The organism is Candidatus Nitrotoga sp. 1052, assembly GCF_927312905.1.
Lineage (GTDB): Bacteria > Pseudomonadota > Gammaproteobacteria > Burkholderiales > Gallionellaceae > Nitrotoga.
Genome location: NZ_CAKMHQ010000033.1, coordinates 1 through 15,608 on the forward strand (window position 1 = coordinate 1; position 15,608 = coordinate 15,608).

Annotated in this window: 11 protein-coding genes; 9 read left to right on the forward strand and 2 right to left on the reverse strand. The window is 47.8% G+C overall.

From position 1 onward, the window contains the following. Positions 1 to 205: 205 nt before the first annotated feature. The 6 genes from MJ768_RS07465 (at position 206) to MJ768_RS07490 (ending at position 7,188) form a co-directional block, all read left to right on the forward strand. Entirely contained in the window at positions 206 to 1,156 is a 951-nt protein-coding gene (locus tag MJ768_RS07465; protein ID WP_239289713.1) for an SGNH/GDSL hydrolase family protein, read from the forward strand. Between the two features lie 49 nt (positions 1,157 to 1,205). Next, positions 1,206 to 2,015, forward strand: a complete 810-nt coding sequence (locus MJ768_RS07470) for a M12 family metallopeptidase (protein WP_239289715.1) — start codon at positions 1,206 to 1,208, stop codon at positions 2,013 to 2,015. A gap of 915 nt (positions 2,016 to 2,930) precedes the next feature. Next, a complete protein-coding gene (locus MJ768_RS07475) occupies positions 2,931 to 4,598 on the forward strand; it encodes a hypothetical protein (protein WP_239289717.1) in 1,668 nt (555 codons plus the stop codon). Continuing rightward, positions 4,595 to 5,176 carry a hypothetical protein gene (locus MJ768_RS07480; protein ID WP_239289719.1) on the forward strand — a complete coding sequence of 194 codons (582 nt, stop codon included), beginning with the start codon at positions 4,595 to 4,597 and terminating at the stop codon, positions 5,174 to 5,176. The genes MJ768_RS07475 and MJ768_RS07480 overlap by 4 nt, the downstream gene beginning before the upstream one ends. A gap of 30 nt (positions 5,177 to 5,206) precedes the next feature. Then, complete coding sequence (locus tag MJ768_RS07485) at positions 5,207 to 5,608, forward strand: hypothetical protein (protein WP_239289721.1); 402 nt, start codon at positions 5,207 to 5,209, stop codon at positions 5,606 to 5,608. Positions 5,609 to 5,856: 248 nt separating this feature from the next. Beyond that, a complete protein-coding gene (locus MJ768_RS07490) occupies positions 5,857 to 7,188 on the forward strand; it encodes a hypothetical protein (protein WP_239289731.1) in 1,332 nt (443 codons plus the stop codon). Positions 7,189 to 7,452: 264 nt separating this feature from the next. On the opposite strand, the gene MJ768_RS07495 is transcribed toward MJ768_RS07490, so the two are convergent. Both MJ768_RS07495 and MJ768_RS07500 read right to left on the reverse strand, forming a co-directional pair. Beyond that, positions 7,453 to 8,583, reverse strand: coding sequence for a hypothetical protein (locus tag MJ768_RS07495; RefSeq protein WP_239289733.1), 1,131 nt, complete (start codon positions 8,581 to 8,583; stop codon positions 7,453 to 7,455). Between the two features lie 23 nt (positions 8,584 to 8,606). Next, the gene (locus MJ768_RS07500) at positions 8,607 to 9,485 is read right to left on the reverse strand and encodes a Het-C domain-containing protein (RefSeq protein WP_239289735.1); all 879 of its coding nucleotides are present in this window, start codon (positions 9,483 to 9,485) and stop codon (positions 8,607 to 8,609) included. Between the two features lie 62 nt (positions 9,486 to 9,547). Here MJ768_RS07500 and MJ768_RS07505 point away from each other — a divergent pair, with 62 nt between their 5' ends. From MJ768_RS07505 to MJ768_RS07515, 3 genes are all read left to right on the forward strand, one after another. Beyond that, positions 9,548 to 10,420, forward strand: a complete 873-nt coding sequence (locus MJ768_RS07505; RefSeq protein ID WP_239289737.1) for an ImmA/IrrE family metallo-endopeptidase — start codon at positions 9,548 to 9,550, stop codon at positions 10,418 to 10,420. Positions 10,421 to 11,286: 866 nt separating this feature from the next. Further along, positions 11,287 to 11,862 (forward strand): hypothetical protein, encoded by a 576-nt coding sequence (locus tag MJ768_RS07510; protein ID WP_239289739.1) that lies wholly within the window; start codon positions 11,287 to 11,289, stop codon positions 11,860 to 11,862. Positions 11,863 to 11,864: 2 nt separating this feature from the next. Continuing rightward, a complete protein-coding gene (locus MJ768_RS07515) occupies positions 11,865 to 15,506 on the forward strand; it encodes a hypothetical protein (protein WP_239289741.1) in 3,642 nt (1,213 codons plus the stop codon). The last annotated feature ends 102 nt before the right edge of the window (positions 15,507 to 15,608 follow it).

Here is a 15,608-nt window from a genome sequence, read left to right on the forward strand (position 1 = left end):
ACAGGATTCGACCAACCAGTTGTTTCTGTTCGATTAACGTTGGGACACTAGTGACCTTAAGTGAATTTTTATTATGTGAAGTCGGACTTAGTCTGGGCTGAGTTGTTTGATAAATTCAATAGGTATACAACGGAACGGTGGCCAGCGAAATTGCGAAATACGCAGGATCATTTGTAATTTGAATTGAACAATTCAGGAGAGATAAATGGAAAAGAAACTAAAAAATAAAGCCATCCAGGCTGGTGAGGAAATAGCTGCGATGGTTCTTAAATCTCGGGCTAAAGCTCTGAAAAAAAGAAAATCTGCGCTGCAGAAAGTAAATAAGTTACCGCTTCATGCACCTGCTCCCATACTCAAAACAAGTTACATGCGTTTGTTGAGCGGTGTAACACAAAACAAAGGGGTTCTTGTAGCGGAAGGCGATTCATGGTTCGACTATCCATGGAACGATGTGTTGAGTTGTCTAGAGGACGAGCATGGCTATGATGTTGAATCTGTTGCACACAAGGGGGATTGTGTAGAAGATATGGCCTATTCTGGGGGACAGCTTGTCGAACTTTCCAGAAGAATTGAAAAGCTGTTAAGGCAGGGAGCACTACCAAAAGCGATTCTCCTATCTGGTGGCGGAAATGACATTGCTGGCGATGAATTTGGAATGCTATTGAATCATAAACTATCCCCAATCGCCGGATTTAACACAAATGTTGTTGAGGGGGTAATGGAGCGAATTAGTCATGCTTATGTGACTATTATCGCGGCTGTCACCAAGCTTTGCCAAGAAAGCACTGGCGTACAAATTCCAATCATGGTTCACGGGTATGACTATCCGGTTCCAGATGGCCGCGGGTTCATGGGTGGGTGGGCTTTCTTGCCTGGACCTTGGTTAGAGCCCGGCTTTCGCAATAAAGGGTTCGATAACTTACAAGAACGAACTGGAATGATGGTGAACCTAATTGATAGGTTTAACCTAATGCTGCAGGAAGTAGCCAAACAGCCTGAATTCGCTAAGCATGTGGTTTATGTAGACTTGAGAAATACATTAAGAAATAAAACTGTAACCTACAAAAAAGATTGGGCGAATGAACTGCATCCAAGCGAAGATGGGTTTTCCAGTATTTCAAATAAATTTGCAATTTTATTAGACGAGCTGCCCTGAATTAACAATTTCGACAAAGGGATTTGTTACTTAACCTGAGGAGAGCAAAATGACAAAGAAAATAGTTTCATCCACGGCTGACACTACGGATCACGAACCAATGCACATTTGCTTTGAACGAATTATTCCAGATGAACTGGATCATGAGCGCCCTGCGCGGAGGGCCTTACGTGAATTCATGGTCGCGAGTGCAGGAAAATCACTAAATGCTGATGATATAGGTCATATGGCCCGGATGGCAGTTGTGAATTCGAAGAAATGGCAGCCCGGCACGACGCTAAAATGCATATTCCTGGACGGTAGCGCCACAATGAAGGCAAAGGTGGAAGCCATTGCCCATCAATGGGAAAAATATGAGAGCATTAAATTCAAATTTGTTAAGTCCGGCTCTGCAGAGATCCGCATATCATTTTTCGCCGATCCAGGGTCTTGGTCTGCTGTTGGTCGAGACGCGCTAAATCAATCATACTTTCAGCCACATCAACCCACCATGAATTACGGTTGGCTGCGAGACAATACCTCAGACAAAGAATACACTCGCGTGGTGTTGCATGAGTTCGGACATGCGCTTGGCTGCATTCACGAACACCAACAGCCAAAATTTACTCGTATTTGGGACAAGCAGGCTGTGCTCAAATATTTTCAAGGACCGCCGAATTATTGGAGCCCTGCCGATATTCAATCCAATGTGCTGGACAAGTATTCACCTACTGGCTTGTCAGCTACTCAGTTCGACCCGAAGTCAATTATGCTTTACGAGTTTGATGGTCGACTGTTTTCTGATGGGTTAGGGCCAACCAATACGAATACAAAGCTATCGGCAACTGATGTCAAGATGATTCAGTCAATGTATCCTTGAATAAGAGGCGCATTCGCACGAAGTCATAGTATTGTTTATGCCGATGCGTGCGGGCGTCAGGGCCTTGGCACAGCTGCCGGTGGTTGTGCCGCTACTGGTGGAGTCACCGCAGCAGACGCACCACCCCGCCGTGCCGCCCCCGCAATCTGTGGGCAATGCTGTTGTTGTGCATCTATAGCGTGCCCGCTGGCCTGCCCGATTTGTCAGGCACAGATGCGAATCATCGCTTTCATCACCGATGCCGGCGCCGTGCGGAAGATACTGGATCACCTCGGTGATTCCACGCAGCCGCCGAGAATCGCCCCGGCGCATGACCCTCCGCAGTGGGGAGGCAGCAATGGCTTCTGAGCAGGCGGGCAACGATTCTCATATGGATTCGGCAACTCAGTCAGAACCGGAGTTCGAGTTCGATCAGTGCATCGCCTGGTGACAGCAATTTTTTCCCCCGTCGGGTAGGCTTGTGCGCTGTGTCTGACGTGTGCCGTTGCGATCAATTCTTACCCTGGAAATAGACGAAATGTTGAATCTGTCATGGTTTTGACGATGGAAATCGGATTGGCGAGGAGATGTGGGGCGAAGTGTGTTTGACTTGTGCGGTTAAATTTTGTACCCTTTTTCGAACCTATACGCATGTTTTCGATTGAAAGAGCAACGGCCATTAGGCAAAGGTCAGTTGGAGGCTCATGTAGCAGAAAGACCGAGGCGTAAGTCGAAGGCGGACGTAACTGCCAGTTTGGATTGAATTGTCGTGGAATCTCGATACGCCGCTACCTCGTGCAGCTATCGAAATTCAATTCATTGGTCAATTGCGCGCAGAAAACTTTCTGTACAGGCGAGGACTTTGCCACGTAGAATTTGCGCTATAACGAATTTGATTGGATATTTTTTAGTTAGTATGACTGGGGGGAACATCTAATGTCTGCAGAGCTTATGAAGCATTTGGGGAGATGCTTGGTGCTACTCGTCGCCATACAACTTGTCGGGTGCGAGCACCTTCGTCTCTACAGTGACAAGCGCAATCAACAAGGAGTCGACGTGAAAACGGCCTGGTCGAAGGTGGATATGACCGCATTGATTGCAGCCGACCGAGACAATTTGAACAAGATTCTTCAGTCGCAGCTTGAGTTGCAGGAGAAGTACGCTACGTCCATTCGGGACCACCAGCTTCGCGCCATGCTCACTAGCGACAAAACCGTAGGGGTTGCCTTAAAAAATCCCATCATAGCTGAATTGGAAATTTTGGTCGGCACGGGAAATGAAAAAACCATCGACGCAGCTGTTGAGCAATACTTAAACCAATTTAGCTCTCCCGCAAACATAAAACTTAAACTTGCGCAGCAGCGGTTCGTGCAAGCCCAGGTACCAGCACCAACGTGCAAAGAGTTGGTTACCAAAAAGTCGCCCAACGGCGATTTTGAACTTGTCAAGCCGGAGTCTATAAAGGACCTCGTGGATAAGTTGGCTGCCTCAAAAAATCCTACGGAGGAACGCAAGCTAGCTGTCCTGAATAGCGCCCTGTTGAACCTAATAGCAGGGTGTGCAGAACCCAACGCTCAGTCAATCCCTGAGGCCCTTGCCAAATTCAAGAGCGGCAAGCTGCAGGATGCCGTGGCGGACATGACAGCAGATAGTAATGCTCTTGCGACCGCAAAACAGGCTGGCGTCACACTTCAGAAGGAATACAAAGACGCGAGCGAGGCTTACGAAAAAATCGCCGGTAAGCCCGCGGAAACTGCCACGCCTGCAGCCGCCTCTGCCGCCACGACAGCGAGTCCGACTGTGGCTCCGACGTGCAAGCCGGTGGACACTGCCAAGCTTAAGCCCACCGAGGTGGAGGCGGCAAATGCCGCCGCTCGGCTTTGCCAAGCTGTCGCCGACATAGAGAAAGCAGACAGTGCATTCGGCAAGAAATTTCTCAGTCAGGAGCGCTTGGATTCGCTTCAAAAGTTAGTGGACACCATTAATCAGACCAAGCCTGGTGACCCCGTTCCCTCCGGCGCGAGCAAGGCCACGGCTGCGTATGTGCTTATTCCCAGCTTGATTGATGAAGTACACGCCGCGATGGCGGAAAATAAAAAACCGGTGGCCATGTCGTTCCTGATTCAAAGAAACATTGAACAGCTGAAGCTAGAGGCGGCCAACCGGGAAATTGCCCTTCTGGAAACACGGGCGCACTTGTCCAGTATTGTGGTAGAAGCGATCGTGAATGAGATTGTGCTGCTGTATAAAGCCAAGACCAACCTGAACAAGAAACCGGGGTTGTTGAACGCTCCGATGGCCACTGTATTTAACAATACAACTATCGACGACAAGGAGACGCTGTACGCTGCACTGGTCAACTATATTGATGCCATCAGTCGTCAGGACGTCAAGTGGAGAAAGGCCCAGTACCAGCGCCTGTCCACCTTCCACGAGGTAGCACTGACCTACGCTGAGGTGAACCTGAAACAGTGGACCAGCCTGATCGACACCGCAGTCCAGCAGGTCGGGGACTCCGCAGCGGGCGGCATTAAACCTGAAAGCTACACCAACATCCTTAACTCACTAGGAATCTTTTATATCGGCCATGGAGTGAGCAAATGAGAATAATAGCGATATTTCCCCCACTTTGTGCACTCACGGTAGCACTGTTGCTAAGCGGGTGCTCTACAACTCCGCAGGTCGCATTGGACCAGGCAAACAACGGCACGCATCTAATGACGGCTATGCAAGGCGAAATCAGCAAATTCAGGGCAGAAGAAGCAATTATTGGAAAAGTGCGTGTGAATAACGTTCGCGAGGCGCAGAAAAAAATCGCTACGATGGACAGCATTACCGCTGACGATGACCGCATCTACGCGGCGGCCGGGAAAAAAGCCATTTCTGAGCATTTCGAGCAGATTATTTCCCTCGTGGACGCACGAGCCAAGGACGAACAGGCCTTGAACGACAGGATTGCCAGCATTAACAAGACGTTCGACAATTTCCTCATACCTCTGCCTGATGGAACAAAGGATTTGGCAGGAGCTCAGAATGCATTAGCCATCTTGGGCAATGAACTGTCTTCGGAGGACCGTTTGAAAATCTTCGCGAACTTTGCCAAGGATGTGAAGAAGTCGGTGGACGAGAACAAAAAGAAGATTGAGGCGGCAAAAAATGCGGCAGGCATCAGTGAGAATTGAGGATCCTAATTAACTCAAGGAGAAGTCAGAATGGCTACCATAACGAACAATCCAAATACTGCCGCTGGCAGATACATGCTCCTCGTGGACAACTCCGAGTATGCATTGATGACGGCGGTGGCGAAGCTTGATGTCATTATCAGGTTGATGGATGCGGGACCGGACAAAGAACGGGCAATTGTCCAATACAACACTTTGGACCGGGAACTCACCTACATGAAAGATAAAGACTCGGCTTGGATTCAGGGAAATGGTTCGGTTCGCCCTCCTAGCGCAGCTGAGGTGGCGCAAACGCAGGATATTGCGGACAAGCTAGAAGAAGTTACGGCCACTGAACAGGGCTACTCCAGGATACTGACTTTGGCAGGTGATATCGTAAATGTCGTCAACGGCATTTTTGGCTCTCCTCCGGCACCCGCAGGGAACGCTTAGCACGAAGCCGCGTTAGGAGTTACTAGCGTTCTGTCTATTGCGCGTCAGTGTGAATGGCTGCCGCCAGATTCTCCCATATACCTCAAACGGCAAAACGATGTTCACGGAAACATTGGCTGTTACAGTTATCAAAGAAGGCAAGGTCATCGAGCGATACTGTACATTAATACAGTATATTGTCCCGGTTACTCGACCAGGATGTGTAATTTCCTTATGATTTGGTGCGATGTTACTTTCTTGGAGGCACTATGGGTACAACCGACGACATGGTCAGCGATGCGGAGCTGATGCTCAACTATGCTGCTGCAAACAAGATTGCACTACCTGCGGGATGCGCGACCGAGTTGATCGCTTCCAAGGGCAAGAGTGCGGAGCTAGCCGTTCCTGGCAAGAGCCGCGACGACTTCTATGCGGCGTTTGATGCGGCGGCGACTGTATTGAACGTGTCGGTAGCCAGCATCCGAGCTTCGACTGGTCGCTGTGATCGACTACGACCACTGTTGGACGACGCGTTGCAATTACTTGAGTTCGCGGCTGCTAACGCAAAGCAGATTGAGGATGACATACGGGATCCGCTATTGGCGGCCGCAGATGCGCTCTCGAAAGGCACTCCCACGCTCGCCGATGAGCAGGCCTTCATGAAGGCGTACCAAGCGCTGACAGTAAAGACTGCACCAGTTACTGCTGACACATTAGATGCGTCGAAGACGAAATTGCCTGACTTGACCGACTTCTTCTCGCGGGAGCGCTTCGCTGACGCGTTCAGGGGCCTCACCATCGGCCGATTTGTGAATGCATGGGTCTTTTTGTTTTTCCTTATCATTACTTGCGTTTCGCTGAGCTATTACTCCCTTGGCTCGACCGGTCTTGCTCGCTATCACGAACTTCACGCGTTTTTGAGTAAGACGGAGGCAGAGCTGCCTCTGAAGCGCGACCTTGTCGCATTGCGTGAGAGCGCGGTCAAGAAGGAGGAAGCAAAGGTGAAGCGGGAGGATGAGGCCTTGGCTGCAGCGAATAGGAACTTTGTTGAGGCACAGAGAGTTGTCACCGCGGACGAGGCGAGCGTTAGAGAGGCTAGGGCCGAGCATGACGCTATTCCAGATCGCCTATGGACGTGGTCGCAACAACCGTGCGAATCTAGAGGAAAATTAGTGACCGCCTATCCGTTCTATTGGACGCTGTGCTCGGCAATTGACAAGGTTCCGGACGGGGTAGCAGCTCCAAATGCTTTGGCGAAGCTCGAAGCAGCGAGAACCGTGGCCGCAAGGCTGAGCGAAATCTACCTGCCACTCTTGCTGGGTTGGCTAGGCGCGTACGCGTTCATCTTGCGAAAGATGACGAAGGAAATCAGTGAAAACTCATTCGCAAAGTCCTCTTTTCTGCGTCATATTGTCCGGTTAGGGCTCGGAGCGCTCGCGGGATTCGTGTCGACTTGGCTCCTCACACCCGAGGTTGTCGGAGGTGAAGCGCTGAAGAGAATTTCGGCTTGGGGGCTTGCCTTCATTGCCGGCTACGGTATTGAGCTCATCTTTGCCTTTATGGATCGCATCATTAATGCCTTTACGACTAAGACCAATTGATTGAACCAAGGTGTAACTGCCGCCTGGGAAGCGGCTCAAGCAAATTGACATCCTCCCCTCACAATCGGTATCAGGAGTGGCTGAATTTTCTCAAGATGATTAATCGCAACGGAGCCCGTGGGGTCACGGAGCCACGGCACTCAGTGGCTACAGCGTAGCCAACTCGTGGCCTGACAACTTGATTCGTTCCAACGAAATTTTGAATATTAGAGCTGAACATCCCCGATGCAACGAAATTTCGACGCCGTTTTCCAAAATTGATACTCAACGACAACCTTTAGTAGGCATGTCTCCGTTGATTCGTGAACAAATATTCGCCTGTACTGCTTCCAGGTAAGCCCCGGTTTCACGATAAATTGTATTGAGGATGGGGCTGACTTGCTCTTGAAGTACAGCTACTGACCTGAACTGCTGATCTGATCCAGAATTTGGCAATGTGGCTGCAATAGGTCTGAGCGCCTCTGCGACCTTGCGTATCCGTTGTTCAAGAGGCGGGTGAGTAGCTGACTTTCCGGGATACAAAACTGTACCTTTCTTGCGAGTTAAAACATCGCAAACAAAACGCTTAGCATTGCGCTCAACTTTTGATTTTGGGGTGGGGAATTCGGTCGGAACGAATGAAGGGTGTGGAGTAGGTTGACTAATGAATTCACGTGCGAGAGCTGTTTCTTGCCAAGAATTCGCCGCCAAGCTAAGTTGGTCCACGCTCCAATAAACCGAGCCCTGTTCAGAAAATATTGGTTCCCGATAAGGTGGCAACGGCAACAATCGGGTAAGCACCTTTACTGCCATTGCGTCGGCCTCTTCCTCGTGCTTGGTGGAGACTGGATCACAGGAATCACGAAGAATCGACAATTTAATTGCAGTGTCATTCTTAAGATCGATATGTTCAACACGACCAGCGTATTCGCCAATTCGCCGTTGAAGGAGATGGCCGAGTTCATGGGCAAGTACATAAAGCAACGCAGGATGGTCCCGCCCTGAGCGTTGAGAGAGATCACCAAAAATCTTGACCGCATCTGCAGAGCAACGGATCTCCATGTTATTAACTGCTACAACGACGCAGCCTCCTCGAACACTGAGATCATCAAGCTGCTCGTCTTTCCGAACCGGTGATTTCACGCACCCTTCTTGGGTCACGCCATCCATGGTCGCATCGGTCACGACATAGGCGGTGAGCGTGCGCGGTTCCGTGACAACAGTTGTTGGATTGACTGATACCTTGTCGAAAAGCAAGGGTTTACCTATGACAGCATAAGCCTTTGCTGCTGCGTTGAGAGCTCTTGAAACCTTGTCAGTCAAGTCATTATTCATTCGACATTCAGGAACTAGTTCCGCAGATTGCGAGGTTGCTACTCCTGCCATCAGAAGACCACCGAAGATAGTGGTTTTCATTGGGTAAGCATGGAAACGCATTTTCAAATTCCGCGCCGGTCGAGCAGAACGTCAAATGCAACATTCGGCCCATTTAACTCTTTGAGCAATGGCCACCGTTTAAATGCATCCCTCAGAAATTCTGTCGATGCCTCTCGAGCGAGGTAAACAGCGATACGATACTGACTGATGTTCTGAAGATTGGCAACTTTCACCTTGCCACTGGTAGTAGTTGCATTGTCCTTGGCGAGGTCGGCATGAGATATAGAGCCTGATGGGCAAAGTTGAGGGAGGCCCCAGAAGACGAATCCAGATACCAAACCTTTCCGCCCATGCTGGCGGAGTTGATTGATACGTGCCTTTCCTTCCGACTGCCACGGAGCAATCACGTCCAAATCAGTTACCCGATTAACACTCTGTTCAGTCAATTCGACATAGTTTGAGTGTGCATAAAAATCTTGGACGGCATGAAGCACCTGCCCGATAGCGAAAAAAGCATTATGTGCAGCGGCTTGGGTTTTAGCGGAATCGCCTGCATTTTTCGCTTTTTGCGTGTCATTCACATATCCGTTTACCTCTTCGATCAGCGAATCTATATAAGCGATAGCTCCGTCAAAATCACAGTTATCGAAGTGGGCTTTGGATTCGAATTGATGCAATGAATCCTGTAGATATAGTGCCTTGCGGAGTTCCCCGATGTAAGAATTATTGACTAGACCTTCCAACACTTTTTTGTGCGTGGCTGTGTCGAATGGCTCGGAGCAGTCAATGCATACCACCGTTGGTTTGACGCTGCGTAAATCTGGCACAACTTTGGACGGTACGGGAGGTTTAACAGGTTCAGCTCCACACTCAACTAATTGAACTAAGAGTGTGATTAATCCAAAACTCAAAACAAGATGCTGCATGGTTTTTCTTGTCATATTGACCTACTTTCCTCAAGGAACTATTCTGACAAACAGATAATCATCATTTCAAGATACTCATGTCCCATAATCTATCTAGTTTAGGCTTAGCATCTCTCCTGATCTGTCTTCAGATTACAGCATGTGAAGCTAATGTAAGCAAGGATATCAAAGATGTCGTTATAACGCGGGGACTTAGACATACCAATCAAGATCAGCAGATAGCAGCCAAAGCTATCGAACGAGCTAACCTCTTTCTTGAAGAAAGGAAAATTCGATTATCTCCTTCTTGGAGCAATGTCATTAAGAACAATTCGACAGGCGATGATGTAGCGGTCTACTTGGTGGAAAAACCAGGCGATGACACGACAACTCCGGCTTGGATACCAAAAGATTGCCAGTACGTCTTCGTGAACCCCAAATTTCTCGCGTCTTGGGCTGCTAATAACTCAAAAGGAATCGGACGAATGTCGATCGACCGAGAGTATTTTCTGACTTATATTTTGCTCCATGAGGTTGGGCACATTTCAAAACACACCTCCGCAAGAGTGTTCGATGAAAGCACAATGAACCTATTGAATATTGATGATACTAAGGAAAAAGCCAATGAGGAGGACGCTGACAAATTCGCCGCAAAATTACTGCGCAAGTACTCAAGGCAATCACATGTGAACAGCGCATCCCTTGAAGCGAACTGGGTGATAAGCGAATTGTCGAAGCTAAGCTGGAACATGCAGGCCTTCCGGACACTTGATGAATTCGGAGCTTTCGCTCTTGGCAAGCCTAGTGTGTACTTCGATAACGGTTATTCCCATCCAAATTTGGCCTGGCGCATTCTAAAGGTCAATTACCTAATTCAGCAAACCGAAGCTACTCAAGCTTTGTTGAACTCTTTCGAAGAAGCGCATCAACGTGGCGCTAATCCTGAGCCGTTATACAAGTATCGAGAATAACGGAGACGTTGTGTTTTGCAGCAATCCTTCTGGGTATTAGGAAAAATTAACCACCTTTTCCAGAGCAAGGGTAGAGTAGAAAAACTAAGGGGGTCAAAGCCGAATGCCACTAAGTTAAGCCCTTTGAGCTTGGTTAGATGTTCCGTACCATGTGATCATATTTCCGTCCGTAGCTGGCCACTGTTTGTAGCTTGCCAGTGGATGCGAGACAATATTGAGTCATTACAAAGAGAGATGAAGTCATGAGTCAAGACCATCCATGCGCTCGGCAATTAATGTCCTGTCCACCCTATCAAGTACCCGATTGTAACTATTGACATTTCCTGAAGTAAAGATAATGATTCGCTCAACTTACATTCTCGCCGCAACGCACGCCGTACCGCATGCACGGCGTCAAGCTACTGGTGGCCTTCCAGCATTAGGAGACTGCCTCACGTTGCTTAAATTGTTTTTAGAATAAAAATTCCGTTACAGCGTTCAAAACAGAGCAACAACGAGAGCAATTAAAAACGAAGCAGCAACATAGGCAACGGAGATTTTTCGTCCCAAACGATTCTCACGCAGATGAGAACCAACAGCATTTTGCTTCAGGGGGAACACATGATGTCACCTTTAACGCCCATAATCCGTGTGGCTTTCTGCCTATGCGCACCAGTTCAGATAGGTTGCAGCATATATCGTAGGATCAAGCACAAGCTGCCTGCAAGATCAATTACACCACGCTACAAAGCTACTCTCTCAATTTTCATGCACGTTTAAAACCACTACCTACCCAATGCCGAGGTGATCCCATGCAATGCACAGCACGTTTTATTTATCGCCTGATCCCACTGGCACTATGCCTACTTTGCAGTGCATGCAGCTCCTTGAGTCACATTGCACAACGTAATATTGCTGCCGGCGAAGGTACCCTGGCAGGAACGTACGTACCAACCACCACGCTGGAACAAATTTATTACCTGGGCGTATTTGACCCACAGGAGCAACTGCCGCCGACGATTTTTCGGGTGCGCGTCAAAGGCCAATCCAGTTTTTTCAACTCCACACGTTATGCCTCAGGATGGGTGCCAGCCGCAGTCATTGATTCTTTAGGATCGACGGCGCGCTTTGATAATGTGGATAGTCATGGCGTGACTGTTTCCAAAGCTGAGGAGGGCATGCAGACGAAATTGACTGGTCGTAGATTAGTGCTATTTGGCCCCGAAGGATTCCGTGAAGCACCAAAAGACCATCGTCTGGTTATTGCTATGGGTTCCAGCCCCGAAAAATTTTTCCAGGCGGTCGATGAAGCGTTGGGGATAGTTGCTGCGGTAACACAAGGGTATAGTGGTCCGGCACTGGAACAAGATTTGTTCAAAGAATTGTTACGTGTAAAGACAGAACATGAACGTCTTGATCAATTGAGTAGTGAAGCCAGCAATGACCGTTTGAAGGAGCTATGAAAATGAAACGTGCCTATATGATTAATGGTGTTGGCGGGCGTTGCCTAACTTTTGTTACGGTGCTTTCTTTATGTGCCTGCTCCGTACTGCAAATAGATGTGGATGAATATAAAGGGCCGATGGCAAATCACGAGGATATCCAGTTGCGGCAATATGTCGCGCTAGCCATCTCAGCCAAACCGCTTATTGTGGCACTGCGAAATAATTATATTTCGGACGATGAAAGTTACGCGTCATATATTAAGGGCGCTAAGAAGCATGATGAAGACTGCCTCAACCAAAATGCTGGTGCTGACATTGATGACTATATCAAATGTACTTTCAAACTTGACATTGCCTATTTTCTTAATTCGATACTCGCACTTTATGAAAACACAAAGGATCTTAACGACAAAATAGAAGATCATAACAAGAAAATGGAGGGACTTAACAAGAATATAACTAATCACCAGCCAGCGCCAAATCTGGCTGAATTACCGTTCACCAGAAAACAAAAGCCGGACCTCCCCGCGGAGGATCAAGCTAGAGATAAACTTGGAATTACCGCATTAACAAAAAAATTTATTGATGCTACCGAGAAGGTAAATAATCATCAGGATGAGAGGACCCTTAATACACTCCGTGTAGCCAAAGAACGTCTTAATGACGCGCTCATCATTTTTGCCGAAAAAATACTTTACACGGTCAACAATCATCAATTGGCCAATGGCAGTCCGGGCAAGGAAAGTTTCGCAAGAAAACTGGCGGTGCTTCAATCTCTTGGAAACACACTCGTTGTGCACGCCGATGATCTGCGTAAACGCGCTGCGCATGATCAGCATCTGAAAGATCGTAAAGATAGCGAGTTAGCTGCATCACGACTAGCATTTGCACCGGGTGCGCAAAATGCATTTGATAACTTAGCACGAGACTTAGGCGCAGCCATCCAAAAAAAAATAAATAAGGAAGAAAGTCTGCAAAGCGCAATAAATACTTTCTCAGAAATGCATATCACAGAAGAGAGTATCTCCGAGTTAAAAAAGAAGCTTATTAATGATGCGCAAGAAAAACAACCAAAGCTAGACACCTATCGCACAGTCTTTAATGACTACAACTTTAAGTTTGAGGGAAATATTTTGGCTGACGGTTCAGTTGCTGATGATCGTAGTTCAATTGCTAGTCTTATTGGACAATCTAATTCAACGGTAACAACGGGGGATGTCCTCAATAAACTGAACTCATGGCTTAAAGATAAGATTAAAACACCACCAACACCACCAACGCCAGAACATAATCGTCGCGTGAATACTAAAGCATACCTTGAAAAATTACACGCAGCAGATTTTGGCATTGCAAATGGCACGGAAAAAGAGGTTTTTAAAAAACTAGATGAGAAGATCCTGACGGGACTCAATGTCGACAACGTTAATCTCGAAGAAAGACAAAGAAAGATAGCCGATAACTTACAAGCGCTTAACATAAACAAAAAAAATACGGAAGAACTACCTGCGGTGCGGAGCGCAAAAAATAAGTTGGAAACAGCTCGCGAAACGATTGGGTCATTAAAACAAGTGGTGCTGCAACAAGCCGAAACTGCCAATGTCGTCGATTTGTCTGGCTTGCGCCACCTGCTGCTGCTTGAGCTCAAGGAACAAGGCGAATCCGAAAAAGACCACGTTAAAAAAGATAATTTTTTGACAGCAGGCGATGTGCTCACAGCGATGTCGATTCCAAAGACGTTTCAATTTTCTGGCGGGTCTCAGGTAAAAACTCAACGCGATGTATTAGATGATGTAATTGCACAATTGCAACAACAACGTTTGGAAGTGGCCTCCAGAGGTGGCGACATAACAGCATTAAACAAGGCATTGGACCTGGCCTATGAACAACGGGGTGGACTTGCTTATCTTCGCCCAGCCAGCGCTTATTTGCGCAACGCTTTTTCCAATACATCGGTTCAGGATAATAGTGGCAGCACCAATTGCCGTAATTTACTATTTTCTTTATTTTGCGACGATGGCGGTAATAGAGCGTTCCGCGAAACCAAGCTCGAAATCGACAAGCAATTCTGGCAAACCATCAACACAATCAAGGTCCGTGGCGGCGGGGCAACCGACTTTGCCATCGTCAAAGACGATGTTGGCAACTGGTATGTCAAAGGACTGTCGTCCGACCCGGAAAGCATCATAAAAAGTGCACAGAGCTTGGCCTTATTTAATATGGGCGGCAAAGTGAATCTCAATTTGTTGGGGCAGGTGGAAACTAGACGAAAATTAGCAAAATTAGATATTGGCGATTCTAACCGCAAAATTTTAAAAGATGAACTTAGAGAACAACAGTCGGGCAGTGGTGCAAATACCGCCGGATTGGAGAAGGTGTTGGCTAAGTACCGTAAGGAATACGTAGACTCTACTACTACAGATGTCAATGGTCTGATCGGTAAATTGGACCAACTACCAACTGACATTACTGCGGCATGGCAGGACATTAACTTCGGTGAAACCAAAGAGGCCCGTCTCAAGATATTGAAGGATTTGCTTGGCACTCCCGCTGAATTAGCTACAGCTCAAAAGGCTCTTGAGGCTGCGAAAGCCGATCTCGCTAAAGCTGCCGAGCCCGCCGCGCAGGCTTCGAATACGGCTACGGCTATAGCATTAGCTTCAACTCAAAAGGAAGCTACGGCCGATCCTGCTAAGGCTGCCGCGCCCGCTTCGAGCACGGCCAAAGTCGACATCGAGACGGCCAAGGCAAACGCTTCAAATGCTATTGTCAAATCACTGATTGAAGTACGGAATATGCGCAGCAGGTTGGTGAAGGCAATTATCCAAGACGATGAGTTCATTGAGGCCCAGAGGAGTGCCTATGAAGTTGCAAAGACAACCTTTGATGTCCAGGTTGGTACTGTGGCTGACAAGAAAAAGGACTGGGAAAAAGCTAATGTTGACGTGACAAATAAGCAGACACTACTTGATGCCATGACTGTGCCCGCAAAAATCGATGAACAACAAAAAATATTAACCGCTGCCAAGGAGACATTGAAAAAAGCACAGGAAGCGTTGGATACAGCCCGCAGTGAGCATGATACGGCTGTACGTGGCGCGCACGAAAACTTGAGTAGTGTTTTTAAACGCAAACAAAATGCACAGGTCAAAGTCGACGTTCTTATAGCTAAACCTCAAGACGCTGAGAGAGATAAATTACTAGACATTGCCAAGGCTGCACTTGCAGTGGAGGAGACCGCACTTGTAGCGGCGGAGAAAGAACTTGCCGAGATTTCGATTCCAAGTAAGGCGGTAACTGACACGATAAAGGCAAGGGATAACGCTAAAACAGACTTGGCGGTTCAGGAGGGCATATTTAATCATTTGACTGCGTCATCAGCAATCGAAGGTGCCAGAACTGACTTAACCACAGCCAAGGGAAAGCTTACCACTGCGAAGGCTGCATGGGAGCTTGCCGATAGTGACTTAATCAAGTTACGTACTTCTGCCAAGGGGGCAGAGGATGCCTACACCTTGGCTAAATCCAATCGGATTGCGGCAGCGCGAAAAGTGACAATATTGGCTGATTCTTTAATTGAAGTCACCACTGCCAATCGACTCGAGGCCGTCAAAGCCTACGAAGTTGCCATCGGTTTTGTCGGACAAACGGCAGGAGGGCAGTGAGGAACTGGCCAAAAAATTTTTGTTTATGTACAAAATAAATACTGGATGAGGCCGCGGGTACCCAAAGCCAAAAATTGACCAACCGAAATAGTTCCATCAAAA